Source organism: Streptomyces sp. P9-2B-2 (genome assembly GCF_030406865.1).
Taxonomy (GTDB): domain Bacteria; phylum Actinomycetota; class Actinomycetes; order Streptomycetales; family Streptomycetaceae; genus Streptomyces; species Streptomyces platensis.
This window is the reverse complement of sequence record NZ_CP129126.1, coordinates 3,668,166-3,694,546: the sequence shown is the minus strand read 5'-3', so window position 1 is coordinate 3,694,546 and position 26,381 is coordinate 3,668,166. Positions and strand designations below refer to the sequence as shown.

Genomic DNA, 26,381 nt, shown 5'->3' with positions numbered 1-26,381 from the left:
CCGGATGAGGGGAATGTTCTGAGCCGGACCGGCACGGTGTCCGGCGGCAGGGATCAGAACTTGCGCGCGGCGCGCCTGAGATCGTATTCGTGGACGATTGCCTTGGCGTGGCCGTAGGCGAGGTTGTGCTCGCCGCGGAGCCAGCTGACCTTCTCATCGAAGCGGAAGAGGGCGGGGCCCTCGTCAACGGTACGGAGCCAGTCGGAGATTTCCCGGCCGGTGCAGTGCGGGATACGGGAGAGCATGTTCCGGTGGGTCTCTTCGGAGAAGAGCTGAGACATCGGCGCCTCCGGACGCGGTCGATGCTGGTTCTTCAGGCCACCGTGCCTGAGCGTTCGGGCGTTGGCAACCACCCGGGAGTGGCGCATAGGCTCACGGCGTGCTTGACGTGACCCCCTTGCAGACCGCCGTGGACGCCCTCGCCGACCGCCTCCGATCGCTGCCCCAGAGCAGGCTCGGCCAGGGCGCCGCGGCCGAAGCGCTCGCACTGGCCCGGCAGTTGGCGACCCGGGCGCAGCTGATCGAGCGGCCGGGGGAGCCGCCGTACGAGCTGCCGGACGCCGGGATGTTCGCGGCGGGCGACCAACTGGCGGTGGCCGGGCACGATCTTGTCGAGGCACTGCGGGCCGCGGCGGCCCACTCGGCCGACGGCACGGCGAACTCTGACGCGAAAGTGGCCCCCGCCGACGAACTGGCGGAGGCCGTGCGGTGCGTGCGGGCGGTGGCGGACCGCTACTAGGCCCGCCGTGCCGGGGTCAGAGTGAGGCGATGACGCGGTCCGCGAGGATGTAGACGCTCTCCTCGCGGGTCTCGCCCCAGGAGAAGGTCAGCGCGTACGCCCCGGAGATACCGGAGCCGCCCAGCAGTACGGGGGTGCGCCCCGCGTGCAGTGCGTCGGCCACGCGCTCCGCGGTCTCGCGCTGCCCGGGGGTCAGGCAGAGCGTGGTGCCGTCGGCGAAGACGTAGACGTCCAGGGTGCCCAGGGGGCCGGGGCGGACGTCCGCGAGCGGGGTGGCGTCCTGCGCCAGTTCCTCCAGGCGGGCCACCGTGCGCTCATGATCACTGATCACCGGGGACGGGGAGAAGTCCGGGTGCGAGGGGTGGCGCCGGCGCGCGGCGGCCAGCTCGGCGGACTCGGTCTCCTCGACCGGCTCCAACTCCGGCGCGTCCAGGGCTTCCAGCGCCTCCAAGGACTCCAGGGAATCCATCGCCTCCAGGGCGTCCGGGCCCAGCAGCGGCTCCAGACCGGCCAGATCCGCCTGGCGGGGCAGGAACGGCTGGGTGTCGAGCCGGTCGGACTCCGGGCGCTCGAACGGCTCGCGATGGTCCGCGCGCGGGTCCAGCAGTCCCTCGTCGCCGAGGCCGACGAGCCCGCCGAGCAGGGACGGGGCGTCGGCGGCGTCCCGGGCCTCCTGCGCGGCCCAGAAGGCGCGCGCCTCGGCCAGTTCACGCTCCCGCTCCTCGGCCAGCGCGTCCGCGACGGCGGCACGTATGTCCGCGAGCGGGGTCTCGGCGGCCGGGACCGTGCGGGCGGCCGGGATGGCCGCGGTGGCCGGATGCGCCGTCGCGGCGCCGACCGCGGTGTCCTGACGGGCGGCGAGGAGCTCGGCGCGCAGCTCGGCGATCTGGCGGCGCAGGGCGCGGGCGGTGTGCAGGGCGGCGGCGCCCAGCGCGACGGCGGTGGCCGTGGCCACCAGCACGACGAGGGTGTTCACACTCATGCCGAAACCTCGCTTCGCTCGGCCCCGCATTCGCGAGGCGCGCCCCCTTCAATGGTTCGCTCGCAGAGCTCGCTCACGCCGAAACCTCGCTTCGCTCGGCCCCGCATCCGCGGGGCGCGCCCCCTTCGTTGGTTTGCTCGCTGGGCTCGCTCACGCCGAAACCTCTCTGTTCGGTGCCGCATGGGCGAGACGCGCACCTCTCGACCCGCTCGGGGCGCTCGCTCATGCGTCCTCCCCACTTCGCTCGGCGGCCCTGTTCCCAGGGGCCGCGCATCGGTACCCGGACTTCGCCCGGCCGTCCGGCCGGGCGACCCCCTTGATGCGCTCGCTCGGGATCACGCCTGGTAGCGGCTCGGTCACCGGCGTACTCCCGTTAGCAGATTGTTCTCCGACTTCCTACATCAGCCTGCGGGTGGTCGGCGACCGCACCTCGTGCCCTATGTCCCGAAATGGAGGGGAGTCAGGGCGCTGTATGGGCCGGTGCCCCCCTGCTGACCTGCAAGAACACTGCTCCCCCAGGGCGTTGGTCACAATCCTGGGGGAGATTGGGTCGCGATCTCGTTAACGAGTGGCCCAGGTCACGCCGTGTCGCCGCCCGTGTTCATGCGAGCGCGAAGGGTGTGCGCGGGGCGGAAGTTGGTCCGTTTTCCCGCGCACACCCGTGGAGTGCCGCCGAGGGGGCAGCCGGAAGCCCGGCCGCCACCCTTTGCTGAGGCTCAGCCCAGCCCGCTACGACTCAGCTCAGCCGCTCGTGCCTGTGGTCGCGCTGAGCTTCGCCTCCGCTGCGGGTGGAGGCCGGGCGCTCGTTCCTCGCACCCGGCCTCCACCCTTCGCTACGACTCAGCTCAGCCGCTCGATGACCATCGCCATGCCCTGGCCGCCGCCCACGCACATCGTCTCCAGGCCGAACTGCTTGTCGTGCCACTGGAGGGAGTTGATCAGGGTGGTGGTGATGCGGGCGCCGGTCATGCCGAAGGGGTGGCCGACGGCGATCGCGCCGCCGTTGACGTTCAGCCGGTCCAGGTCGATGCCCAAGTCCCGGTAGGACGGGATGACCTGGGCGGCGAACGCCTCGTTGATCTCGACCAGGTCGATATCGGAGACCGAGAGGCCGGCCCGGCGCAGTGCCTGCTTGCTGGCCTCGACCGGGCCGTAGCCCATGATCTCGGGGGAGAGGCCGGAGACGCCGGTGGAGACGATCCGGGCCAGCGGGGTCAGGCCCAGCTCGCGCGCCTTGGTGTCGGACATGATGACCAGCGCCGCGGCACCGTCGTTCAGCGGGCAGCAGTTGCCGGCGGTCACCAGGCCGTCGGGGCGGAAGACCGGCTTGAGGCCGGCGACGCCCTCGACGGTGACGCCCGCGCGCGGGCCGTCGTCCTTGGAGACGACCGTGCCGTCCGGCAGCGTCACCGGGGTGATCTCGCGCTCCCAGAACCCGTCGTTGATCGCCTTCTCGGCGAGGTTCTGGGACCGGACGCCGAACTCGTCCATGTCCTGGCGGGTGACGCCCTTGAGGCGGGCGAGGTTCTCCGCGGTCTGGCCCATCGAGATGTACGCGTCCGGGATCAGGCCGTCCTCGCGCGGGTCGTGCCAGTCGGCGCCCTCCTGCTCGGCGCGGGCCGCGGTGCGGGCCTCGGCGTCGGCGAAGAGCGGGTTGTGGGTGTCCGGCAGGCCGTCGGAGCTGCCCTTGATGCTGCGCGAGACGGTCTCGACACCGGCCGAGATGAAGACGTCGCCCTCACCGGCCTTGATGGCGTGCAGCGCCATACGGGTCGTCTGGAGCGAGGAGGAGCAGTAGCGGGTGATGGTGCACCCCGGGAGGTGGTCCATCCCCATCTGGACGGCCACGATGCGGCCGAGGTTGTGGCCCTGCTCGCCGCCCGGCAGACCGCAGCCGAGCATCAGGTCGTCGATGTCCTTCGGGTCCAGCTCGGGGACCTTGGCGAGCGCGGTCTCGATGATCTTCGCGGTCAGGTCGTCCGGCCGCAGATCCTTCAGTGAGCCCTTGAAGGCGCGGCCGATCGGGGAGCGGGCGGCTGAGACGATCACGGCTTCGGGCATCACACGGCTCCAGGTGCGCGGGAAATGGGCGGACTGTGAGGGAAGTTACCTGCACGTACAGCTGAGGTCACGGGGTGCGTGCTGTGATGCGGGCCTCTTTTCTAAGCGGGCGCTTATGGGAACGGGGCGGGGCCGCCGGGTATTCCCGTACGGCCCCGCCCCGCTCCTCCGCGCCCCGCTCACCGCCGCCCCGGCGCCCGCTCCCTCACGGGGTGACGGACGACGGTCCGGTCTTCTCCGCCGTGGGCAGCTGACGGCGCCTGCGGTGCTTGAGCAGCGCCCAGGGGGCGCGGGAGGCGGTGACCTCCGTGCCGCCCTCGGAAGCCGCCTCGGCGGCCGCCTGCTCGACCGGCAGCAGGCCCTCGCCCCGGGCGGGCTCCGGGCGCTCCCCCTCCGGCCACAGGCCGAGTGAGGCGCACAGCGTCGGCAGCAAGGCCATCGCGGCGGTGGCGTAGCCCTCGGCCGACGGGTGGTAGTTGTCCGGCCCGAACAGCTCCCGCGGCCGCGCCTCGAACTCGGGGCCGAGCAGATCGCCGAGGGAGACCGTACGGCCGCCGCTCTCGATCACCCCGATGGTCTGGGCGGCGGCCAGCTGCCGGGAGAGCCGCCGGGCCACCCAGCGCAGCGGCTGGTAGACCGGCTCGACGCTGCCCAGATCAGGGCAGGTGCCGACGACCACCTCGCAGCCCGCCGCGCGCAGCCGGCGCACCGCCTCGGCGAGATGGCGTACGGACTGTGCGGGCGGCATCCGGTGGGTGACGTCATTGGCGCCGATCATGATGACGCAGACGTCCGGGACCCCGGTGCCCGCCGCCAGCAACAGCTCCACCTGGCGTTCCAGGTCGTCGGACTGCGCGCCGGGCAGCGCCACATTGCGGAAGTCGACCGGCAGCTCGGAGAGCGCGGCCAGACCGGAGGCGAGCAGGGCGCCCGGCGTCTGGGAGGCGCGGTGCACCCCCTGGCCCGCGGCGGTGGAGTCCCCGAGGAAGCCCAGGCGCAGCGGCGGGCGGTCGGTGCGGTGGCCGAAGGGGGCGCCGTAGCGGCCGTCGGCGCACGGCGGGATGTCGCTGGAGCCGCCGACCGTCCGGCGGGCCAGCCGCACCTCGGTCAGCAGCACCCCGACGGCGGCGACGCCGAGCAGCCCGGCCCCGCCGCCGCCGAACGCGGCAGCGGTGGCGATCCGCCGGGCCACTCTCGCCCTGGACATCGGCATCGGCATGGGCCCAAGCACCTCCCCGTACAGTGCGGGCGCGCCGCGGCCCAGGGCCGGACGCGCTCTTGAAACGGCAAGAACTCCTACAACAGGGTGTTGCCCGTTCCCGCACGGAACGCAACGCGTCCTTCCTCCAACGGACCCGGGCAATAGGCTGGCCGCACCGGCGCAGGAGAGCGTGCCCCCGACCGCGGAGACCACCGTGCAGTTTTACGATTCGATGATTGAGCTTGTCGGCAACACCCCGCTCGTGCGGCTCAACAACGTCACCCGAGGAATCCAGGCCACCGTCCTGGCGAAGGTCGAGTACTTCAACCCCGGCGGATCGGTCAAGGACCGGATCGCCGTGCGGATGATCGAGGCCGCCGAGCAGTCGGGTGAGCTGAAGCCCGGCGGCACCATCGTCGAGCCCACCTCCGGCAACACCGGTGTGGGCCTGGCGATCGTCGCCCAGCAAAAGGGCTACAAGTGCATCTTCGTCTGCCCGGACAAGGTGTCCACGGACAAGATCAATGTGCTGCGGGCCTACGGTGCCGAGGTGGTGGTCTGCCCGACCGCCGTGGACCCCGAGCACCCGGACTCGTACTACAACGTCTCGGACCGGCTGGTCCGTGAGACGCCCGGCGCCTGGAAGCCCGACCAGTACAGCAACCCGAACAACCCGCGCTCCCACTACGAGACCACCGGTCCGGAGCTGTGGGAGCAGACGGGCGGGCGGCTCACCCACTTCGTGGCGGGTGTCGGCACCGGCGGCACGATCAGCGGCACCGGCCGCTATCTGAAGGACGCCAGCGAGGGCCGGGTCAGGGTCATCGGCGCCGACCCGGAGGGCTCGGTCTACAGCGGCGGCTCCGGGCGCCCGTATCTGATCGAGGGCGTCGGCGAGGACTTCTGGCCGACCGCCTACGACCGTACGGTCGCGGACGAGATCGTGGCGGTCTCGGACAAGGACGCCTTCCAGATGACCCGGCGGCTGGCCAAGGAGGAGGGCCTGCTGGTCGGCGGCTCCTGCGGAATGGCCGTCGTGGGCGCGCTGGAGGTCGCCTCGCAGCTCGGCCCGGACGACGTCGTCGTCGTGCTGCTGCCGGACAGCGGCCGCGGCTACCTTTCCAAGATCTTCAACGATGAGTGGATGGCCGACTACGGCTTCCTGGAGGAGGGCGGCGCCGCCGCCCGCGTCGGCGAGGTGCTCCAGCACAAGGAGGGCGCGCTGCCCTCGCTGGTGCATATGCACCCGGAGGAGACCGTCGGCGAGGCGATCGAGGTGCTGCGCGAGTACGGCGTCTCGCAGATGCCGATCGTGAAGCCGGGCGCCGGGCACCCCGATGTGATGGCCGCCGAGGTCGTCGGCTCGGTCGTCGAGCGCGAGCTGCTGGACGCGCTGTTCACCCAGCGCGCCTCGCTGACCGACCCGCTGGAGAAGCACATGTGCCCGCCGCTGCCGCAGGTCGGCTCGGGCGAGCCGGTCGCCGATCTGATGGCGGTGCTGGAGACGGCGGACGCCGCGATCGTCCTCGTCGAGGGCAAGCCGAAGGGCGTGGTGAGCCGGCAGGACCTGCTGGCCTACCTGGCGCGCGAGGCCGGCAAGTAGCAGGAGGTCCCGGCGGCCGTCCTTGTGGCGGGCGCCGGGCCGCCCGGCCGCGGACGGCCCCGGGTACCCGGCGGTGCGTCAAGTGGCCGTCAGGAAACGGGCCGCAGCCGCAAGGTGTACGCAGGCGTCATGTGCGCGCAGCACGCGCTTAACACTCGTCGGGCAGAGTGAACGTGTACGGCGAACGGACCTCCGGAGCGGCTCCCGGACCTCCACTCTCGCCGCCCGGACGCGACGGCCGGCCCTGACCCGGACGCGCGTCCCTTGCGGGGACCGCCGTCGTCCCGCCCCCGGCCCCGGCCGGGGTGCGGCGGTCCCCGCAACACTTCCCCCGGAGCCTCAGCTCCGCGCGGCGTCGCGACGGTCCGTACGCGCCCGCAGCGCCGGCCACCGGACGGCGCCGTGCACCGCGTTGACGCCGACGATGCCGGCCCAGGTCACCAGCAGGCCCGGCAGCCCGGTGTGCACCGCCGCGACCGTGGACAGCGGGATGGCCAGCACCAGCGAGAAGGCGGCGACCCCGAACCGCTCCCAGAACTCCCGGCCGTGGCCCGCGCTGCGGGGCGGCAGGGTGCCGCGCGCCACCTGGATCTGCTGCTCGGCCAGTTGCCGCCGCACCCGCCGGTCGACGTTCGCGTCCAGCTTCTCCAGGAAGGACTCCAGCAGCTCCGACTCGTACTCCGGGCCCAGCTCCTTGCGCGTCTGGAGAGTCGCGTCGAGTTCTTTCCGCAGATCGGGGTCGTGTGTCGCCATGCTGTCGAGATTACGGGCCGCGGGCGGGCGGCGCGCTGGGGTTAACCCCCCGATCCGGCGGGGGAGGGCTCCTCCTGGCGCGGGCCGGGCGCCACCGTGCGCGCGGTGTCGCGGCGGGCGGCGAGCCAGTACAGGACGGCCGGTACGGCGAGGCCGATAAGCCAGGAGATGTCGGCGCCGCCGAGCGGTGCCACCAGCGGGCCGGTGTAGAAGTGCGTGGCCAGGAACGGGAGCTGGGCGAGCACCCCGAGGACATAGACCGTCAGGGCCCGGACGTTCCAGGCCCCGTAGCGGCCCGCCGGGTCGCTGAGCGCCGGGATGTCGTAACGCTCCTTGGAGATCAGGTAGTAGTCGACGAGGTTGATCGCCGACCAGGGCGTGAAGAACGTCAGCAGGAAGAGCAGGAAGTCCTTGAAGGACGTCAGGAACGAGTCCTTGCCCAGGAGCGCGACGGCGGTGCCGGCCACCATGATCCCGGCGATGTAGGCGGAGCGGCCGCGGGGCGACAGGGTGCGCTGGCCACGGAAGCCGCTGACGCTGGTGACCAGCGACATGAAGCCGCCGTAGGTGTTGAGGATGTTGATGGTGAGCTTGCCGAGGGCGATGACGAAGTAGAGGCACGAGGCGATCAGTCCGGCGCCGCCCAGGCCCACGATGTAGGTGACCTCGTGGCCCACGAACGCGGCCGGCGCCGAGGCGGCCGCCAGCGCGCCGAACGTCATCGACCACTGCGAGCCGAGCACCGAGCCGGACAGCGTCCACCAGAAGGTGGCACGCGCCGAGGTGTGCCGCGGGAGGTAGCGCGAGTAGTCGGCGACGTACGGGCCGAACGCCAGCTGCCAGGAGGCCGAGAGCGAGACGGCGAGCAGAAAGACCGGCAGCCCGAAGCGGTGGTCGGCGAGGAGCGCGCCGAGGTCGGCGCGCTGCACCAGCCGGATGCCGAGGTAGACGAACGTCAGCGCGCAGATCAGGCCGGCGATCTTGCCGAGGGTGTGGATCAGGCGGTAGCCGACGGCCGCGGCGACGGCGGTGACCGCGGCGAAGAGCACGATCCCGGGCGTCTCGCCGAGGTGGGTCAGCTCGCCGACCGCCTGCCCGGCCAGCACGCTGCCGCTGGCGAAGAAGCCGATGTACATCACGATGACCAGCGCCAGCGGGACCACCGCCCCGCGCACCCCGAACTGGGCCCGGGAGGTGATCATCTGCGGCAGTCCGAGCCGCGGCCCCTGCGCCGAGTGCAGGGCCATCACCGCCCCGCCCAGGAGGTTGCCGAGCAGCAGCCCGATCAGCGACCAGAAGGCGTTCGCCCCGAAGACGACGGCCAGCGCGCCGGTGATGACGGCGGTGATCTGGAGGTTGGCGCCCAGCCAGAGCGTGAACTGGCTGACCGCGCTGCCGTGCCGTTCGTCGTCGGGGACGACGTCGATGGAGCGCTGTTCGACCACACCTGCCATGAATCCGCCTCGGGTCGCGCCTGTATGGATCCATGCAGGATCGACTCCGATGAATGGAAGGTCAATAGGTGGGATCGATTACCGCGGTTAATTGCTGGTAACGGCCGGGGCGGCGGTCCGCTCAGGCGGCCGCCGCCGCGTCCATCGGCCGCAGCTCATCGGCGTACGAGACCGACACCCGCCGCATCAGCCCGTCCTCGGTGATGTCGTACTGGCCCAGGCGCCACAGCGGGGGCGAGTAGGCGTGCACCGACACCGCGTCGTCGGTCGCGCCGGTGAGGCGGTGGATGTGGTCCGGCCCGAAGCAGAACGAGGAGCCCGCGCCGACCGGGGTGGCCAGATGCTCGCCGCCGATCCGCGGATTGGACTCGGTCAGGACGCCCTGGACGACGCGCACCGCCCCCGAGGAGAGGTCGTGGTCGTGCCAGCCGGTGTCGTTCTGCCGGGTCCAGCACAGCAGCCAGACGTCCACGAACTCGTCGCGGTGCAGCGAGGCGTAGTGCCGCTCCGTGTCGGAGAAGGCGACCTCCTCGCGCCACAGCTCCGGGCGCGCGGCCAGCTCGTCGACCAGGGCCTGGAGCTCACGTTTGTCGAGGTTGCGCTCGGGCAGTGCGGTGAACGGCTGCTCGCCGTCGGGGACCTCACGGGCGGTGTCGGCCTGGGAGGCGGTGTCCGTCATGGGCGGGCTCCTTTCGTCGGGCCCAGCAGGCGGGCCGGGTTGGCATGGCGCAGGGCGTGGACGGCGGCGTCCGCGCCGAGGTCGGGAAGGACGGGCGCGGCGTACGGGCGGTCGCTGCCGCTGACCACCACGTCGATGCCGACGGCCCGTACGAGCGCGTCCACCGCACGGGTTCCGTAGGACGAGGTCTCGTAGAAGGCGCGGTAGTCCACCCGGCCGCGGTCCCGGCCGCCCCCGCGGGCGACCAGCCGCTCCCCGTGCAGCGGCGCCAGACCGGCCAGCGCGGCGAAGCAGACCCGCAGATCCGGGTGGCGCGGCCGGCCGAAGGCGCGGAAGGCGAACCAGGAGGCGTGCAGCTGCTGGACGTACGGGACCAGGGCGGGCCACCAGGCGGGCGCGGTGGGCTGGGCAGTCGAAAGGGGCCGCGCAGCGTCGGCTCGGGGCGGTGGCGGGATGGGGGCACCTCCCAGCGGTAGCTGGGGGAGGGTGGGCGCCGCCCCGGGGTGCACGAACAGCGGTTTGTCGTGCTCCACGGCGACGTCCAGCAGAGGTGCGCAGTGGTCCCAGCCCGTGGCGTCGAGGAGTGCGGTGGCGGGGAGCTGGAGGCCCACGCAGCCGCGCGCCAGCTCGCGCCGCAGCGCCTCCGTGTCCGGCTCGGGGGCGGAGAGGCAGGCCGAGGCCCAGACGCCGAAGGGGGCCGGCAGCTCCAGCGCGCCGTCGTGGAACGCGGTGAGCAGCGGGGCGGCCTCCGTGGGCGGCAGATATTCGATGCCCAGCGGACTGGAGAGCGAGACCAGGGCGAGGTCCAGGCCGTCGGCGCGGGCGAGCCGGGTGCGGGCCGCGATGTCGTGGTCGGCGGGGTCGACGGCGTACGGCGGCTCACCGGGCAGATGCAGCGTCCAGCCGTCGAGCCGGGGCGGCGCGGTGCGGGACCGCAGCAGGGCGAGGAACTCGGGCGGCCAGATGTGCTGGTGGACGTCGGTGGCCACGGGCCTCCCTCCGGGACGGCGCGGTCGGACGGACCGCCGGGTGGTCGGGCGGGCGGCCGGCGTATGCGGAACGGCTGCCCGCCTGTCTGCCGCCCCTGAACCGCTTAACTTAACCGATTAACTGATGCGCTTAAGTGAAACGGTTAACAGCTTCCGCTGTCAAGGCCGTGCCCGAGCCGCCGGGCCGTGGACCCCACCGGGAAGGCCCGATCGTGGCCGGGTGCGGCGCCCTCCTTGGGTAGGCTTCCGGACATGGCCAGGCCCAATAAGCGCACCACCCTCCGCGAGGTGGCCGAGGCCACCGGACTCTCCACCGCCGCCGTCTCCTACGCACTGCGCGGCAAGCATGTCTCCAAGGAGACCGAGGAGCGGGTGCGCAGGGCCGCCGCCGAGCTCGGCTACGAGGCCGACCCGATCGCCCGCGCCCTCGCCAGCGGCCGTACGAGCACCGTCGGGGTGCTCGCCGGTGACCTTCAGGACCTGTGGCAGCAGCAGCTGATGGCGGCCATAGGGCGCGAGCTGCTGGCCGGTGACCGCTATGCGCTGATCCTCGACGCGGGCGGCGACCCCGAGCGCGAACTGGCCCTCGCCAAGCAGCTGCGCGACCAGCGGGTCGACGGTCTGCTGGTCTCGCCCGTCGACCCCTCCGCCGAGGGCTGGTCGAAGATCGCCGACGCGGTGCCCGTGGTGTCCATCGGCGACGCGCTGAGCCGGGCCCGTACGGCGGGTGAGGTGCTCTTCGACAACCGCGCGGGCATCGACGCCGTCCTCGACTACCTCCGCGGGCTGGGCCACCGCCGGATCACCGTGCTGACCCCCACCGGCCCCTCCACCCCCGACCGCCCCGCCGACGTCTATGTCCGCGAGGCCGCCGACCGTCTCGGTATCGAGGCCGAAGTCCTGCCCTGCCCCCAGGAGTTGGACGCGGCGACCGCGATGGCCCGCCGCGTCCTGGCCAACAGCCCGGACGGCCGCCGCCCGGCCGGTGCGCTCGCCCCGCCCACCGCCGTCTTCTGCTTCTCCGACTCCATCGCCTACGGCGTCTACGCGGCCGCCGCCGAGGCCGCCCTCACCGTCGGCCGCGACCTCTCCGTCGTCGGCTTCGACGACCACCCCGTCTCCCGGGTCCTCACCCCGCCCCTGACCACCGTCGACTGGGGCCTGGCCGAGATCGCCAAGGAGGCCGCCCGCCTTGCCGTCGCCGCCATCGAGGGCCGCCGCGTCCGCCGCAAACGCATCCTCTGCGCCCCCCGCCTCTCGGAACGGGGGTCGGCGGCAAAGCCAGGGCGGGGGTGAGCGGGCGGGCCGGACGCCCTTACCGCGCCCTGCCATCGCCCGCCCCCGGCTGCACGGTGCCCCGCCGGGGAGCAGACTGGTGCCGGGTGCTCCGGTACGGTCGGGGCGTGTGTGGCGGTGGTCGGCCGATGGGCGGAGGGGCGGGTCCTCGATGAAGCGGTCCTCGGTGGGTGAAGCCGTGGCGGGCGAGGGTGTCGTGACGGCTGAGGGTGCCGGGCGGGGCGTGCCGCAGGGGGAGCCGGTGGACCGGCTGGAGGCGCACCGTACCGAACTGACCGGCTACTGCTACCGGATGCTGGGGTCGGCGTTCGAGGCCGAGGACGCCGTGCAGGAGACGATGGTGCGGGCCTGGCGGAGCTACGACCGGTTCGAGGGGCGCTCCTCGCTGCGGTCCTGGCTCTACCGGATCGCCACGAACGTCTGCCTGGACCTGCTCAAGGGCAGCCAGCGCCGGGCCCGGCCGATGGATCTCGCCTCCCCGTCGAGCGTGGACGGCCCGATCACGGGGCTGCCCGAGACCACGTGGATCGGACCGGTCCCGGACCAGCGGGTGCTGGCGTCCGCCGGGGATCCGGCGGAGACCGCCGTCGCCCGGGAGTCGATCCGGCTCGCCTTCATCTCCGCGCTCCAGCGGCTGGCGCCCCGGCAGCGGGCGGTGCTGATCCTGCGGGAGGTGCTCAGCTGGTCGGCGAGCGAGGTCGCGGAGCTGCTGGGGAGTTCGGTCGCGTCGGTCAACAGCGCGCTTCAGCGGGCCCGGGCCACCCTCGCCGCGTCCGGTGACCATGCCGCCGACGCCGCGCCGCCGCCGTTGGACGACGCTCAGGAGGCGCTGCTGCGGCGCTATGTCGACGCCTTCGAGCGGTTCGACATGGACGCGCTCACCGCCGTGCTGCACGAGGACTCCACGCTGTCCATGCCGCCGTACGCCCTGTGGCTGCGCGGCCGCGCCGACATCCTGAAGTGGCTGCGCGGGCCGGGCGAGGGCTGTGAGGGGTCGCATCTGGTGCCGGTCCGGGCGAACGGCCGGCCGGCGTTCGGGCAGTACCGCGCGGACGGTGTGCCCTGGGCGATCCAGGTCATCGAGACGGCGGACGGCCGGGTCACCGCCCTCCAGTCCTTCCTGGACACCGAGCGGCTGTTCCCGCTGTTCGGCCTTCCGCCGCGTTACGGCGGCCCCGGGGTCAGTCCAGCTTCTGCTTCTTGAGCCAGGCCGCGGCGACCCGGTCCGGGTCCTGCTTCTCCTTGTCGACGAGGCGGTTGAGCTCGGTGAGGTGGGCGGTGGTGAGGGTGTTGCCCAGACGGGCCAGCGCCTTGCGGACCTGCGAGTCGGCCTTGCGGGCGGCGATCAGCGGCACGATGTGCTGGGCGGGGATGAGCTGCTTGGGGTCCTGGAGCAGCACCCAGCCGTTCTCCGCGGTGTCGACGTCGGTGGTGAAGACATTGGCGACATCGATGTCGCCCTTCTTCAGTGCGCCCTTGACCAGCGGACCGGACGAGTCCAGCGCCTTGAACTCCTTGAATTCCACGCCGTACTGCTCCTTGAGGCCGACGAGCCCGACGACCCGCTTCTTCATCTCGGCGGCGGCGCCGAAGACCAGCTTCCCGTTGACCTTGCGCAGATCGGCGAGCGTCTTCAGTCCGTAGTGGTCGGCGGTCTCCCGGGTCACGGCGAAGGTGTCGCGGTCCTCGGCGGCGGCGTACGGGAGGACTTCGAGGCCGTCGGGCAATACGGTGGCCAGCGCGTTCTGCATCGCCCCCGCCTCGGTCTCGGTGGCCTTCTTGTCGAGGTAGAGCAGCAGGCTGCCCTGGTATTCGGGGAGCAGATCGATATCGCCGGAGCGCAGTGCGGGGACCACGATCTCGCGGGAGCCGAGGTTGGGCTTGACGGTGGTCTCGACCCCGGCGGCGTTCAGCACGCCCGCGTAGAGGTAGCCGAGGATCTGGTTCTCGGTGAAGTTGGCGGTGCCGATGGTCAGGCCGCCGCTGCTGCTGCCGCTGTCGCCGCCGACGCCGTCCCCCTTGAGGGAGGTGATGCCGGAGGAGCAGGCGGCCAGCAGCGGGGCCGAGGCGCCGGCGAGGAGCGTGGTCAGGACGGTACGACGGTTCATGGGCGGGACTCCTCGGGACGTACGGAGGGGACGGGGCGGCGGATGCTCAGCGGGCGGCGGCGGGGCGGCCGCGGAACAGCAGCCGGGTCAGGCCGCCCAGCGCCAGGTCGGCGGCGACGGCGAGCACGGCCACCAGGACCGCGCCCCCGAGGACCTGCACCAGGTCGCGCTGCGCCAGGCCGTCGAAGACATAGCGGCCCAGCCCGCCGAAGCTGACATAGGCGGCGATGGTGGCGGTGGCGACGACCTGCACGGTCGCCAGCCGGACGCCGGTCATGATCAGCGGCAGCGCGAGCGGGAGTTCGACCTGCCAGAGGACCTGGCGGCCGCGCAGCCCCACCCCCTTGGCCGCGTCCTTGACCTCGGGGTCGACGGCGGCCATGCCCGCGTACGTATTGGTGATGATCACGGGCACGGCGAGCGCGACCAGCGACACATACACCGGCCAGACGCTCAGCCCGCCCGCCAGGAACACCAGGGTGACCAGGCCGACGGTGGGCAGCGCCCGGCCGAAGGAGGAGAGGTTCACGGCGAGGAAGGCGCCGCGGCCGGTGTGCCCGATGAGCAGGCCGACCGGCAGCGCGATCACGGCCGCGGCGAGGGTGGCCAGGAGCGAGTACTCCAGGTGCTCCAGGACGCGGGTGGCGATGCCCTCGGGGCCGGACCACTGGGCCGGACTGGTGAGCCAGGCGGCGAGGTTCTTCAGGAGTTCGAGCATCGGCGCGTCACGCTGCCTTCCGCCACTTGAAGGTGCGCTGCCGGGAGGTGGTGCCGCGCCGCCAGGGGGTGCACAGCCATTGGACGGTCACCAGCAGCGCGTCGGCGACCAGGGCGAGCAGCAGGGTCAGGGCCACACCGGCGATGACCGGGGTGGGGTAGTTGCGCTGGAAGCCGTCGGTGAAGAGCTGGCCGAGGCCGCCGTAGCCGATGTAACTGGCCACGCTGACCAGGGAGATCGACATGACGGTGGCGACGCGTACGCCCGCCATGATCACCGGGAGGGCGAGCGGCAGCTCGACGGTGAGCAGCGTGCGCAGCGGCCGGGTCCCCATCGCCTGGGATGCCTCGCGGGCCTTGGCCGGGACCGCGTCCAGGCCCTCGACGGTGTTCCGCACCAGCACGACCAGGGTGTACGCGGTCAGACCGACGATCGCGGTGGTGCGGGTCAGCCCGGTGACCGGCAGCAGCAGGACGAAGAAGGCCAGGGACGGGATCGTGTAGAGGATGTTGGACGCGCCGAGGACGAAGCCGCGCAGCGGCCGTACCCGGTGTGCGAGGACCGCCAGCGGCAGTGCGATCAGCAGGCCGAGGAGGACCGCGGGGACGGCGGTGGCGAGGTGGTCCGCGGTGAGCCGGGCCATCTCGTCGGCGTGGTCGGGGAACCAGCCCCACTCGATGGTCATGCGGAGGGCTCCGGGGCGGAGGCGGTCTTGCGGGGCGCGGCGTCCTCGGAGGCGGGCGGCTCCGGGGCGGACTCCGTGGCGGCCGCCGCCCGGCCCGCCTCCGCGTGGCTGCGGCCGGCCCGTTCGTGGATGGCGTCGCGGGAGGTGAGACCGGTCAGCACCCCGTCGGCGGTGACCCGGGCGACCGCGGCGGCCGGTGAGGAGACGGCCTCGTTGAGCGCCGAGAGGAGCGAGTCGGTGTCGCGCAGCGGCCGTACGGCCTCCAGGGGGGCCTCGCCGGCGGTGCCCCCGGCGGGCAGCGCGTCGGTGTCCAGCCAGCCCAGCGGTTCGCCGCGCGGGGAGGTCACCAGGCGCCAGCGGTCGCCGTCGCGGGATATCCCGCCGACCGGCTCGTCCGCGCGTATGGACCCGCCGGGCGCGTACGGCACGTCGGCGAGGCCGGTGAGCGAGAGCAGCTTGAGACCGCGCTCGGCGCCCAGGAAGCCGGCGACGAAGTCATCGGCTGGACGGGCCAGCAGCTCGGCGGGGGCGGCGCACTGGACGAGCCGGCCGCCGGTGCGGAAGACCGCGATCCGGTCGCCCAGCCGGACCGCCTCGTCGATGTCGTGGGTGACGAAGACGACGGTCTTGCGCAGCTCCTCCTGGAGCCGCAGCAGCTCGTTCTGGAGCTGGGTGCGGACGACCGGGTCGACCGCGCCGAACGGCTCGTCCATCAACAGGACGGGCGGGTCGGCGGCGAGCGCACGGGCCACGCCGACGCGCTGCTGCTGGCCGCCGGAGAGCTGGTGCGGATAGCGCTTGCCGGCGTCGGTGGGCAGGCCGACCAGCTCCAGCAGTTCGGCGGCGCGGGCGCGCGCCTTGCGCCTGCCCCAGCCCAGCAGCAGCGGGACCGTCGCGATGTTGTCCAGGATCGTACGGTGAGGGAAGAGACCGGACTGCTGGATGACGTAGCCGATGCCGCGGCGCAGCTCGGCGGCGTCCGCCTCCAGGATGTCGCGGCCGCCGACGCTGATCGTGCCGGAGGTCGGCTCGACCATGCGGTTGACCATCCGCAGGGTGGTCGTCTTGCCGCATCCCGACGAGCCGACGAGGACGGTGACGCCGCCCTCGGGCAGGTCCAGGGACAGCTTGTCCACGGCGGTGGTGCCATTCGGGTATCGCTTGCTGACTGCGTCGAACTTGATCATCCGCTGCCCCTTGCCCGGCCTGCATATGGTCATGCAGAGTCATAGGCGCGTGAATAGAAGTCAATAGGCGGAAGCGAATCGCCTGTTACCCCGCCGGTTACGTCGCCTCACCGTACGGAACGAGGTGTCGGACTTCCATCCATAAAGCGCGTTAAAAGAGGGAGTTGAACCCCTTGGTTTCTCACATGCTGGACAACGGCCGACGCATCACGCTCGACGGCAGCGCTCTGCGCACCACCGATATCGCCGCCCTCGCCGAGCGCACCGCACACCCCACGGCGCCCGACCCCAAGGCCTTCGCCCGCGCCGGGGAGTCCTGGGAAACCGCCCGCCGTCTCGCCGCCACCGGCCGGGTCTACGGGCGCAGCACCGGCGTCGGCGCCAACCGCACGCAGGACGTCGGGGCCGCCGACGCCGACCACGGACTGCGGCTGCTGCGCAGCCACGCCGGTGCGATCGGCGACCCGCTGCCCGGCCGCGAGGTCCGGGCCATGCTCGCGGTACGCGCCAACCAGCTGCTGGCGGGCGGCGCGGGCCTGAACCCCGCCGTCATCACCTCCCTGCTCACCGCCCTGGACGCCGGCGCCCACCCCGTCGTCAACGAACACGGCGCCGTCGGCACCGGCGACCTGGCCGCGCTCGCCCAGACCGGCCTCGCGCTGGCCGGCGAACACCCCTGGCACTGCGAGCCCGGCGGCCGGGCCCCCGCCCCCATCGCCCTCGACAACAACGACGCCCTCGCCCTGATCAGCAGCAACGCCCTCACCTTCGGCCAGTCCGCGCTCGCCCTCGACGAACTGCGCCGGCTGCTGGCCGCCTCGCTCCCGATCGCCGCGCTCTCCCTCCTCGCGGTCGGCGGCTCCTACGAACCCTTCGCCGAACCGGTCATGCTCGCCCGCCCGCACTCCGGCTCCACGGCCGCCGCCGCCCGGCTGCGCACCCTCTCCGGCATCCCGACCCGCCCCACCGCGCCCCTCGGCCGCATCCAGGACCCGTACGGCTTCCGCTGTCTGCCGCAGATCCACGGCCCGGCACTGGACGCCGCCGACACCCTGGACGGGGTGCTGACCGTCGAGGTGAACGCCGCCGCCGAGAACCCCCTGATCAGCATCGAGGACCAGGCCGCCTACCACCACGGCAACTTCTACGCCGCACATGCCGCGCTCGCCCTGGACACCTTCCGGCTGGCCGTCCTCCAGACCGCCCGGCTCTCCACCGCCCGGCTCGCCGCGCTCTCCGAGCCCGACCTCACCCGGCTGCGGCCGTTCCTGGGCGACGCGGCGCCCGCCAGCTCCGGCGTGATGATCCTCGAATACGCGGCCGGTGCGGCGCTCGGCGAGATGCGCGCGGTCTCCCACCCGGCCTCACTCGGCCACGCCGTCCTCTCCCGCGGCGTCGAGGAACAGGCCAGCTTCGCCTCCCTCGGCGCCCGCCAGGCCCTGCGCGCCTGCACCTACTACCGCCAGATCCTCGCCTGCGAACTGGTCGCCGCCCTACGCGCCTTGCGCATGCGCTCCCTGGAACCCGACCCGGGCCTGCCTCTCGCCACCGCCTTCTCGCTCGCCGCGGAAGCCCTCGACCCGCGGATGGAGGACCGCCCGCTGACTGATGATGTGGCGGTGGCGATGGGATTGCTGGATGGGATGGCGGGGGTGTGAGGGGGCTTTGGCGGGAGCTGTGTGAGGGGGTGTTGGTGGGAGTTGTGCGGGGCCGGGTGGGGACATGAGGGGCTTGGGCGTGGTCCCGTACGGACGGCTGGCGCCGCGGCCGCCGACGCCCGGGGCGCTCCAGTACGGACGGATCGCGTGGCGTACCCCGGACCGGAGCGGGCCAGGAATTCCGTACAGTCGGTCGACACAGGACAAGGCCCCCGACCGGGCCGGGAAGAAGAGGCGATGAGCGGGGACGCGGACAACGGCGGCGGCATCGGCGGAGCGGCCGGCGACGGGCCGCGGGACCGGGCCGGTACGACGCGGGGCACGCGGGCGGACGCGGGTGCGGATGCCGGGCGGGACGCCGGTGTGGAGAGCGGGCAGAACCCGGGTGCGGACGGTGGACGCGATGCCGGTGCGGGCGTCGGGCGGGATGCCGGTGCGGCCCCTGGCGTGGATGCGGGCGTGGCCCCTGGTGTGCAGGCCGGTGCGGAGACCGGTACGGACACCGGCACCGCCGCCCGGCTCCAGAAGCTCTTCGAGGGGCACCGGCTGACCCCCACCCAGCGGCGGATCGCCCACTGCATGGTGCGCCGGGCCGCCGACGCGCCCTTCCTCTCCAGCGTCGAACTGGCCGAACTGGCCGGTGTCAGCCAGCCGTCCGTCACCCGCTTCGCCGTCGCCCTCGGCTTCGACGGCTACCCGGCGCTCCGCCGCCATCTGCGCGAGGTCGCCCCCACGGACAAGCCCGACGACACCGGCTCCTACAACGAGTACCAGCAGGCCGTGCAGGCCGAGATCGACAACCTCCGCCATCTCGCCGCCGCCCTCGCCGACCCGTCCCCGGTGATCGAGGCCGGCCGCCTCTTCGCCGCCTCCCGCCCGCTCCCCGTCCTCGGCCTGCGCGCCGCCACCGCCCAGGCCGCCGGCTTCAGCTACTTCGCCCGCAAGGTCCACCCCGACGTCCGGCTGCTCGACGAGGGCGGCACCATGCTCACCGACCGCATCGACGCCGCCGTACGCGCCGGGGCGAGCGCCCTCCTCTGCTTCGCCCTGCCCCGCCATCCCCGCGAGGTCGTCGACGCGCTGGAGTACGCCCGCACCGCCGGTCTGACCGTCGTCACCGTCGCCGACAGCGCCTTCGCCCCCGTCGCCCACCACACCGACCTCCTCCTCCCGGCCCCCGTCGGCACCGGCCTGGCCTTCGACACGGCCTGCGCCCCCATGCTCCTGGGCCGCGTCCTCCTGGAAGCCATGTGCGACGCCCTGCCCGACGCCCAGGCCCGCCTGGAACAGTTCGACGCGAGGGCGGCGGCCCGGGGGTTGTTCGTGGAGTGAGGTAGGGGAGTGGGCGGGGCCGGGCGGGGCCGGGCTCACCCGTTTCGGTGGCGTCCCGTGGGGTGTGGGTGCTGTCCCCGATCCTGGATGTTGCCGGGTACGCCGCTCCCGGAAGCGGCTCCGGAACGTTGCTCCCGGACGGCAACCGCTGCTGGTCGGCGGGTGCCCGGCGTCGGCCTCCGGCCTCGGTCCCTGGGCCTCAGATCCCGGCTCTCGCTCCCCGGCTTTCGGTCCTGTCTCCCGGTCACGCCTCTCGGCGGCGACCCTTGGCCGTGGCTCCCTACCGTCCCTGCCGCCAGGGGCTCGGCTACGGCCGTCGGCCGAGGTCGTCGAGGGCTGCCGCGTGGTCCGAGCCGCTCTCCGTCGTGAGTTCCTCCAGGGTCTGCGGGGTGCGGATGGTCGCGAAGCGGATGGCGCCGTCGGAGTCCGGGGCGTAGCCGTAAATCCCGGGGCGGGGGAGGGAGTTGTAGGCGAAGTGGGTGGAGAAGTAGTACGCGCCGGTGTCCAGGAGGGCGGCGTGGTCGCCGGCCTCCAGGAGGGGGAGCGGCCGGTTCTCGGCGACCAGGTCACCCGCGAAGCAGCACGGCCCCGCGATGTCCTGGCCGACCGGAGTGCCCGTCTTGGGGCGCCCCTCGGCGTCGTAACCGGCGACCCGGATCGGCCAGGCCTCGGGGACGAAGACCGTACGGGTGGCGACCTGCGCGCCGGCGTGGGTGACCGCGATCGGCCGGCCGCCGGCCGACTTCGCGTACTCGACGCGGGCGAGGACCGTGCCGTGCTTGGCCAGCAGTGAGCGGCCGAACTCGGTGACGAGGCCGTAGCGTCCGGACAGCAGCCCCGGCACGGCCGAGTGCAGCAGCGCGGCGTACTCGCGGTAGGTCGGCGTCTGGGCGTCCGAGGAGAAATTCACCGGCAGACCGCCGCCGATGTCGAGGGTGTCGATCTGGCGCCGGCCGGCCTTCTCGTTGATCTCTTCGGCCAGCAGGTACAGAGCCCGTACGCCCGCGGTCATCAGCTCCAGCGGCATGCCCTGGGAGCCGACATGGGCGTGCAGCCGGGTCAGCCAGGGGCGGGCGAGGAAGGCGTTGACGACCCACTCGCGGGCGCCCTCGTCACGCAGCGCGACCCCGAATTTGGAGGTGTCGGTGGCGGTGCTCATCGCCCCGATGGTGCCGCCGCCGATCTGCGGATTGACCCGCACGCCGATGGGCGCGGAGCTCGGCGCGGAGGCCATCAGCGCGTCGATCCGCGCCAGTTCCTCCGGGTTGTCGGCATTGACGGCGATCCCGAGGGCCAGCGCCTCACGCAGCTCGGCGAGGGTCTTGGCGGGTGAGTCCAGGACGGTCCGCGCGACCGGCACCCCGGCGGCACGGGCCAGCGCCAGCTCACCGGGACTGGCTACCTCGCAGCCCAGCCCTTCCTGCGCGAGCAGCTTCAGTACGGGCACGAGCGAGGCGGCCTTCACCGCGAAGGCGTGCAGGACCGGGGTGCCCGGTGCGGTGAACTCCTCGAACGCGGCGCGGAGTTCACCTGCCGAACGCCGGATCCCGGCAATGTCCAGCAGCCCGGCCACGGGCTCCCCGGCCCCCACCAGCCCCCGCGCAACGGCTGCCTCTACGGCTCGGTCCCGGTCCGTGAACGTCATGACTCAACTCCATCATTGGCTGGGGGTACGACGCCAACGCACACCGGTGTCCTGCCAGCGGCGCCGGAGAAGACGCTGGTCAGGCCACTCCCGAGCCTCCGCGCGGGCCGCCGCCTCCGGCTTCGGTCCGGGCCCTGCCCCACCCGGCACCACTCCGGACCCGCCCGGCGTCCGCCTGTCTGGCCCCGGGAGCGCGCTGGGGCCGCCTGGCCAGGACCTGGCCGTCCGGGTCTCCGGAGCCGGTTCTGGCTGCGAGGAGGCGGCCCGGGCCCCAGCCACCCCGGCGCCAGGCTCCCGGCCCCGGGCTTCCGCCGCCCATCCCCCGCTCGGCCGCCCAAGCCACCGCTGAGACCGTCCGCCCCCCGTACGGACGGTCCCCGAGCCGCCCAGGCCGCCAGGCAGCCGCCGAGACCGTCCGCTCCCCCCCCCGTGCAGACAGTCCCCGCGCCGCCCAGGCGCCCGCAGCCTCGGTCGCAGGCCGCCCGGTCGGCGACACGGTCTGGGTGGGCGCTCTCCTCAGGCCCCCCGCCCCCCGCTCAGCGACGCCTTGCGGTGGCGTTCGGCGAGGCGGGAGCCGGATTCGCGGCGGGCGGCGCGGCGGAGGAGGGGGATGGCGAGGAGGAAGCCGAGGACGGCCCAGGCGGTGAGTATCAGGGCCACGGTCGGGAGTTCCCAGGAGCCGGCTGGTTCCGCGGCGCGGGCGGCGTCCGGCAGGAGGGCCGAGCGCAGGCCCTGCGCCATCCACTTCAGCGGGAAGACGGAGGCGATCTTCTGGACCGTCTCGGGCAGCGCGCTGAGCGGGAACATCGCCCCGGAGGTGATCAGCAGTGTCATGACGGGCAGCATGATCAGGGCAAGCGCCTCACGGGGGTTCGGGAGCACGGCGCCGATGGCCGCTCCCAGCGGCACCACGGCGAGCAGGCCGAGCACACTGACCCAGAGCAGCGTCAGCCAGCCTCCCGGCCCGTGCGGCAGCGGGCCGTCCACCAGCAGTGCGGCCGTTCCCAGCAGCAGGACCAGCGTGCCGAACGCCATCGCGACCACCAGCAGAGACTTGGCGACGAGGTAGGCCGGGATGCCGCCGGGGGTGGCACGCAGCCGCAGCAGCGCGCCCTCCTCGCGCTCGGTCACCAGGATCTGCGGGAGGTTGACCAGCCCGATCTGGAACAGCAGATAGGCGGCGAAGCCCGAGAGCGTCAGATGGGCCATCGGGACCTGGGTACCGGGCACCTTGTCGCTGAGGTAGCCGGCGAGCACCAGGGCCACGACGACATTGACCAGATGGCCGCTCAACTCCTTGGGGTTGCGCAGGAGATGGCGCAGCTCGATGCCGCCGCGCAGGACGCCGGCGCGCCAGTAGCGTCGGCGGGGGCGCGGGGCGGCGGCGTCCCCGGGCGCCGCCGCAGTCGGGCGGGCCGGGCCGGTGGTGCCCGCCGGGGGCGTGGTGCGTGTGGTGCCGGCCCCCTCGGTCGTGCCTGTCGTTGCTGTCGTGTCCGTCCCGGCTGTCACGTCGGTCCCCCTCATGCGGCTCGCTTCTCCCCGTCCGAGGCCCCGGCCTCGCTCGCGTCCGTGGTCCCGGTGCCGTCCCCGGCGTCCCGGTGGACCATGTGCAGATAGGTGTCCTCCAGCGTCGGCCGCCGGACCTCAAGGTCGGCGACCGGTCCCCCCGTCTCCTGGTGGAGTTCCCAGACCAGCTGGGACGGGTCCTCGGTGCGTTCGCGCCGGGCCGTACCGTCGGGTGCCGTCCAGCGGACCTCGGCCTGGGCGGCGGCCCTGCGGGCCAGTTCCGACGGCGTGCCGTGGGCCCGGATCCGGCCGTTGACCAGCATCGCTATCCGGTCGGCCAGCCGCTCGGCCTCGGCCAGATCGTGCGTGGTGAGCAGGATGGTGACGCCCTCGTCGCGGGCGAGCCGTTCGACCAGATCGTGGAAGTCGCGCCGGGCCTCGGGGTCGAAGCCGGTCGTCGGCTCGTCCAGGAAGAGGAGTTCGGGGCGGCCGACGATGGCGAGTGCGACGTCCAGACGGCGGCGCTGGCCGCCGGAGAGCCGGTCGACCTGCTGGCGGGCCTGCTCGGTGAGGCCCACCAGGGCGAGGAGTTCGGCCGGGTCGCGCGGCTGCGGGTAGTAGGTGGCGAAGTGCGTCAGCAGCTCGGCGACCTGCCAGCGGCGGTGGTCGCGCCAGGACTGGAGGACCAGGCCGATCCGCGCCCGCCAGGCGTCGTCGCCGCGCGCCGGGTCCGTGCCCAGGACGGCGACCTCGCCGGCGGAGCGCTGCCGGAAGCCCTCCAGGATCTCGACGGTGGTGGTCTTCCCGGCGCCGTTGGGGCCGAGCAGCGCGAAGATCTCGCCGCGGTGGATGTCCAGGTCGATGCCGTGCAGGACATGCGCGCCGCCGTACGACATCCGCAAGTCGCGTACCCGGATGACGGGTTGGGGGGTGGGTGAGCCCGTGGGCGCCGGAGTCGTCACGGCCTGGTCTGCGGGCTGGTGGTCGGTCGTCGTCATCGGCCCGCCTTCGCGTGGTGTTGCCGTTGCTGGGTGGTTGCTGCCGTCGCGTCGGCGGCCTGCGGCGTCTGCCCGGCAGCGGCGGCGGGCCCGGCGCCCTCGACGATGGCGCGGAGCGCGGCCACATGTCCCTCGAAGGCGGTCCGGCCGCGGCTCGTCAGCCGTACCTTGGTGCGGCGTTTGCGGCCGCCGCCCTCCTTGCGGATCTCCAGATATCCGGCTTCTTCCAGCGTGTGCAGCTGCTTGGAGAGCGCGGAGTCGCTGAGCGAGAGGCTGTCGCGGATGAAGGGGAAGTCGGCCCATTCCGTGGCGGCGAGCAGCGCCACCACGGACAGCCGGGTGGAGGGGTGGATCAGTTCGTCGAAGCCGCTCGGGGTGCTCATCGGACCCCCTTCTCGTGGGTGGCTCTGCCGGCCCGGTCGCGGAGCGTGCTGACCGCCCAGCGGTTCGCCGGGCCAATGAAGAGCAGGAAGGTGGCCGCCGAGACCGTGGCCTGGATCAGGCTGCCGAACGGCAGCGCCAGCCACTCGACCAAAAGGCCGGAGAGCAGGATGGCCACGAGAGTCACCACCATGCCCGCGAAGAAGGTCGCGAACGACCGCCAGCTGTGGCGCGAGCGGTGCAGCCGGATCCGCGTGCGGCGGTTGTAGACCACCGCCAGGGTGCCCAGCACGGCGACATAGGCGGTCAGCGTCAGCCAGAACGCCCACCCGGGCAGATCCAGGCCGGAGACGGCGAGGAACACCCACATGATGGCGGCGGTGGTGTACGACGCCCTGGTGTCGTCCTGGGCGGTTCTCTCGATTTCGTCGTACACCCGCTCCTGCGGCACCCGGATGCGCTGTAGATCCTGCCAAGCCTGTTCGGCATCCACGGTCGTGGTCATGGTCATCGCCTCCCCAAGGCGGTCGAGCCTTCCCCGTTAACTTGCCCACTAGGAAAGTTAACGCAGACTTTCCCGGTGGGCAAGTCGAAAATCTCGGACGGCTCGGCCGGTTCGCGCCGGTCGCCGGGAGTGGCGCGCCGCGCCCTGTTGACTAGCGCTATTCATCGACCCCAGTATGTGAATAGCTCAATCCAATCGACGTCAGGGAGGCACGGCCCATGTCGGGACCGCGACCCGTGCGGGCACCGCGCGGTACGGAGCTGAGTGCTCTGGGATGGCAGCAGGAAGCCGCGCTGCGCATGCTTCAGAACAACCTCGATCCGGAGGTGGCCGAACACCCGGACCAGCTCGTCGTCTACGGCGGCACCGGCAAGGCCGCGCGTGACTGGCGCTCCTTCGACGCGATGGTGCGCACGCTCACCACGCTCAAGCAGGACGAGACGATGCTCGTCCAGTCCGGCCGGCCGGTCGGCGTGATGCAGACGCACGAATGGGCCCCGCGGGTGCTCATCGCCAACTCCAACCTCGTCGGCGACTGGGCCAACTGGGAGGAGTTCCGCCGCCTGGAGGCCCTCGGCCTGACCATGTACGGGCAGATGACCGCCGGTTCGTGGATCTACATCGGCACCCAGGGGATCTTGCAGGGCACCTACGAGACCTTCTCGGCCGTCGCGGCGAAGAAGTTCGGCGGCACGCTGGCCGGGACGATCACCCTCACCGCCGGCCTCGGCGGCATGGGCGGCGCCCAGCCGCTCGCCGTCACCATGAACGACGGCGTCGCGATCTGCGTCGACGTCGACCCGCGCGCCATCGAGCGCCGGATCGAGCACCGCTACCTGGACGTGAAGGCGGACAGCCTCCAGCACGCCCTCCAGCTCGCCGTCGAGGCCCGTGACCAGCGCAAGCCGCTGTCCATCGGTCTGCTCGGCAACGCCGCCGAGCTGCTGCCGCAGATGCTCGCCGAGGGCGCGCCGATCGACATCGTCACCGACCAGACCAGCGCCCACGACCCGCTGGCCTATCTGCCGGTCGGTATCGACTTCGACGACATGGCCGCCTACGCGGCGGAGAAGCCCGCGGACTTCACCCAGCGGGCGCGCGAGTCGATGGCCCGGCACGTCGAGGCCATGGTCGGCTTCATGGACGCCGGCGCCGAGGTCTTCGACTACGGCAACTCGATCCGCGGCGAGGCCCAACTCGCCGGATACGGGCGGGCCTTCGACTTCCCCGGCTTCGTCCCCGCCTACATCCGGCCGCTGTTCGCCGAGGGCAAGGGCCCGTTCCGCTGGGCCGCGCTGTCCGGCGACGCCCGGGACATCGCCGCCACCGACAAGGCGATCCTGGACCTCTTCCCGGAGAACGAGTCGCTGGCCCGCTGGATGAAGATGGCCGGGGAGCGGGTCCACTTCCAGGGCCTGCCCGCCCGGATCTGCTGGCTCGGCTACGGCGAGCGCGACAAGGCCGGCGAGCGCTTCAACGAGATGGTCGCCGACGGCACCCTGCGCGCCCCGCTGGCCATCGGCCGCGACCACCTCGACTGCGGCTCCGTCGCCTCGCCCTACCGCGAGACCGAGGCCATGAAGGACGGCTCGGACGCGATCGCCGACTGGCCGCTGCTCAATGCCATGGTCAACGTCGCCTCCGGCGCCTCCTGGGTCTCGCTGCACCACGGCGGCGGCGTCGGCATGGGCCGCTCGATCCACGCCGGGCAGGTCACCGTCGCCGACGGCACCCCGCTGGCCGGCGAGAAGATCCGCCGGGTGCTCACCAACGACCCCGGCATGGGCGTCATCCGGCATGTCGACGCGGGCTACGAGCGCGCCGACGAGGTGGCCGCCGAGCGCGGCGTCCGCATCCCGATGCGCGAGGGCGAAGGCGAGGGCGCGTGACCTCCTCGTTCC

The 26,381-nt window shown here is 72.8% G+C and carries 24 protein-coding genes; 7 read left to right on the top strand and 17 right to left on the bottom strand.

Annotation, left to right across the window (positions count from 1 at the left end; all coding sequences use genetic code 11):
• Positions 1-53: 53 nt before the first annotated feature.
• Positions 54-281 (bottom strand): DUF4287 domain-containing protein, encoded by a 228-nt coding sequence (locus QT196_RS16020; RefSeq protein WP_042156435.1) that lies wholly within the window; start codon positions 279-281, stop codon positions 54-56.
• A gap of 98 nt (positions 282-379) precedes the next feature.
• On the opposite strand from QT196_RS16020, the gene QT196_RS16015 reads away from it, so the two are divergent.
• Positions 380-739, top strand: a complete 360-nt coding sequence (locus QT196_RS16015) for a hypothetical protein (protein WP_168479538.1) — start codon at positions 380-382, stop codon at positions 737-739.
• Positions 740-755: 16 nt separating this feature from the next.
• Here QT196_RS16015 and QT196_RS16010 read toward each other — a convergent pair whose 3' ends face one another.
• From QT196_RS16010 to QT196_RS16000, 3 genes are all read right to left on the bottom strand, one after another.
• Entirely contained in the window at positions 756-1,721 is a 966-nt protein-coding gene (locus tag QT196_RS16010) for a hypothetical protein (RefSeq protein ID WP_168479536.1), read from the bottom strand.
• Positions 1,722-2,561: 840 nt separating this feature from the next.
• A complete protein-coding gene (locus tag QT196_RS16005) occupies positions 2,562-3,782 on the bottom strand; it encodes an acetyl-CoA C-acetyltransferase (protein WP_266738869.1) in 1,221 nt (406 codons plus the stop codon).
• Between the two features lie 205 nt (positions 3,783-3,987).
• Positions 3,988-4,989, bottom strand: coding sequence for an SGNH/GDSL hydrolase family protein (locus tag QT196_RS16000; protein ID WP_290356663.1), 1,002 nt, complete (start codon positions 4,987-4,989; stop codon positions 3,988-3,990).
• A gap of 208 nt (positions 4,990-5,197) precedes the next feature.
• Between QT196_RS16000 and QT196_RS15995 the strand changes: the two genes are divergently transcribed.
• Entirely contained in the window at positions 5,198-6,586 is a 1,389-nt protein-coding gene (locus QT196_RS15995) for a cystathionine beta-synthase (protein ID WP_168479532.1), read from the top strand.
• Between the two features lie 339 nt (positions 6,587-6,925).
• Here QT196_RS15995 and QT196_RS15990 read toward each other — a convergent pair whose 3' ends face one another.
• The 4 genes from QT196_RS15990 to QT196_RS15975 form a co-directional block, all read right to left on the bottom strand.
• Positions 6,926-7,339, bottom strand: a complete 414-nt coding sequence (locus QT196_RS15990; protein ID WP_290355116.1) for a hypothetical protein — start codon at positions 7,337-7,339, stop codon at positions 6,926-6,928.
• A gap of 41 nt (positions 7,340-7,380) precedes the next feature.
• A complete protein-coding gene (locus QT196_RS15985) occupies positions 7,381-8,793 on the bottom strand; it encodes a cytosine permease (protein ID WP_168479529.1) in 1,413 nt (470 codons plus the stop codon).
• A 121-nt stretch (positions 8,794-8,914) separates the two neighbouring features.
• Positions 8,915-9,472 (bottom strand): cysteine dioxygenase family protein, encoded by a 558-nt coding sequence (locus QT196_RS15980; protein ID WP_085926335.1) that lies wholly within the window; start codon positions 9,470-9,472, stop codon positions 8,915-8,917.
• Positions 9,469-10,461, bottom strand: coding sequence for an amidohydrolase (locus tag QT196_RS15975; protein WP_266738867.1), 993 nt, complete (start codon positions 10,459-10,461; stop codon positions 9,469-9,471). Before QT196_RS15975 ends, QT196_RS15980 begins: the two co-directional genes overlap by 4 nt.
• Before the next feature lie 252 nt (positions 10,462-10,713).
• Between QT196_RS15975 and QT196_RS15970 the strand changes: the two genes are divergently transcribed.
• Together QT196_RS15970 and QT196_RS15965 are read left to right on the top strand one after the other, a co-directional pair.
• Positions 10,714-11,757: a LacI family DNA-binding transcriptional regulator gene (locus QT196_RS15970; protein WP_168479525.1), complete on the top strand. Its 1,044-nt coding sequence runs from the start codon at positions 10,714-10,716 to the stop codon at positions 11,755-11,757.
• A 151-nt stretch (positions 11,758-11,908) separates the two neighbouring features.
• The gene (locus QT196_RS15965) at positions 11,909-12,961 is read left to right on the top strand and encodes a sigma-70 family RNA polymerase sigma factor (protein WP_290355115.1); all 1,053 of its coding nucleotides are present in this window, start codon (positions 11,909-11,911) and stop codon (positions 12,959-12,961) included.
• Here QT196_RS15965 and QT196_RS15960 read toward each other — a convergent pair.
• Genes QT196_RS15960 through QT196_RS15945 form a run of 4 tightly spaced genes read right to left on the bottom strand, consistent with a single transcriptional unit; the run spans position 12,939 to position 16,455 of the window.
• Positions 12,939-13,865 (bottom strand): ABC transporter substrate-binding protein, encoded by a 927-nt coding sequence (locus QT196_RS15960; RefSeq protein ID WP_168479523.1) that lies wholly within the window; start codon positions 13,863-13,865, stop codon positions 12,939-12,941. The two genes, QT196_RS15965 and QT196_RS15960, sit on opposite strands and share 23 nt — an antisense overlap.
• A gap of 46 nt (positions 13,866-13,911) precedes the next feature.
• A complete protein-coding gene (locus QT196_RS15955; protein ID WP_085926340.1) occupies positions 13,912-14,583 on the bottom strand; it encodes an ABC transporter permease in 672 nt (223 codons plus the stop codon).
• A 7-nt stretch (positions 14,584-14,590) separates the two neighbouring features.
• Positions 14,591-15,268, bottom strand: coding sequence for an ABC transporter permease (locus tag QT196_RS15950; RefSeq protein WP_290355114.1), 678 nt, complete (start codon positions 15,266-15,268; stop codon positions 14,591-14,593).
• Complete coding sequence (locus QT196_RS15945) at positions 15,265-16,455, bottom strand: ABC transporter ATP-binding protein (protein WP_290355113.1); 1,191 nt, start codon at positions 16,453-16,455, stop codon at positions 15,265-15,267. Before QT196_RS15945 ends, QT196_RS15950 begins: the two co-directional genes overlap by 4 nt.
• Before the next feature lie 185 nt (positions 16,456-16,640).
• Between QT196_RS15945 and QT196_RS15940 the strand changes: the two genes are divergently transcribed.
• Positions 16,641-18,113, top strand: a complete 1,473-nt coding sequence (locus tag QT196_RS15940; RefSeq protein ID WP_290356662.1) for an aromatic amino acid ammonia-lyase — start codon at positions 16,641-16,643, stop codon at positions 18,111-18,113.
• Positions 18,114-18,350: 237 nt separating this feature from the next.
• Positions 18,351-19,445 carry a MurR/RpiR family transcriptional regulator gene (locus QT196_RS15935; protein ID WP_168479517.1) on the top strand — a complete coding sequence of 365 codons (1,095 nt, stop codon included), beginning with the start codon at positions 18,351-18,353 and terminating at the stop codon, positions 19,443-19,445.
• Positions 19,446-19,752: 307 nt separating this feature from the next.
• On the opposite strand, the gene QT196_RS15930 is transcribed toward QT196_RS15935, so the two are convergent.
• From QT196_RS15930 to QT196_RS15910, 5 genes are all read right to left on the bottom strand, one after another.
• Positions 19,753-21,090, bottom strand: a complete 1,338-nt coding sequence (locus tag QT196_RS15930; protein WP_168479515.1) for a diaminopimelate decarboxylase — start codon at positions 21,088-21,090, stop codon at positions 19,753-19,755.
• Positions 21,091-21,606: 516 nt separating this feature from the next.
• Complete coding sequence (locus QT196_RS15925) at positions 21,607-22,431, bottom strand: ABC transporter permease (RefSeq protein ID WP_168483775.1); 825 nt, start codon at positions 22,429-22,431, stop codon at positions 21,607-21,609.
• Positions 22,432-22,610: 179 nt separating this feature from the next.
• On the bottom strand, positions 22,611-23,492 hold the full coding sequence (locus QT196_RS15920) for an ABC transporter ATP-binding protein (RefSeq protein WP_168483774.1): 882 nt from the start codon (positions 23,490-23,492) through the stop codon (positions 22,611-22,613).
• Positions 23,493-23,590: 98 nt separating this feature from the next.
• Positions 23,591-23,977 (bottom strand): transcriptional regulator, encoded by a 387-nt coding sequence (locus QT196_RS15915; RefSeq protein WP_168479513.1) that lies wholly within the window; start codon positions 23,975-23,977, stop codon positions 23,591-23,593.
• A complete protein-coding gene (locus QT196_RS15910; protein WP_211117360.1) occupies positions 23,974-24,480 on the bottom strand; it encodes a DUF1097 domain-containing protein in 507 nt (168 codons plus the stop codon). Before QT196_RS15910 ends, QT196_RS15915 begins: the two co-directional genes overlap by 4 nt.
• A gap of 218 nt (positions 24,481-24,698) precedes the next feature.
• Here QT196_RS15910 and hutU point away from each other — a divergent pair, with 218 nt between their 5' ends.
• Positions 24,699-26,369 (top strand): urocanate hydratase, encoded by a 1,671-nt coding sequence (gene hutU / locus QT196_RS15905; protein WP_168479511.1) that lies wholly within the window; start codon positions 24,699-24,701, stop codon positions 26,367-26,369.
• Positions 26,370-26,381 lie beyond the last annotated feature (12 nt).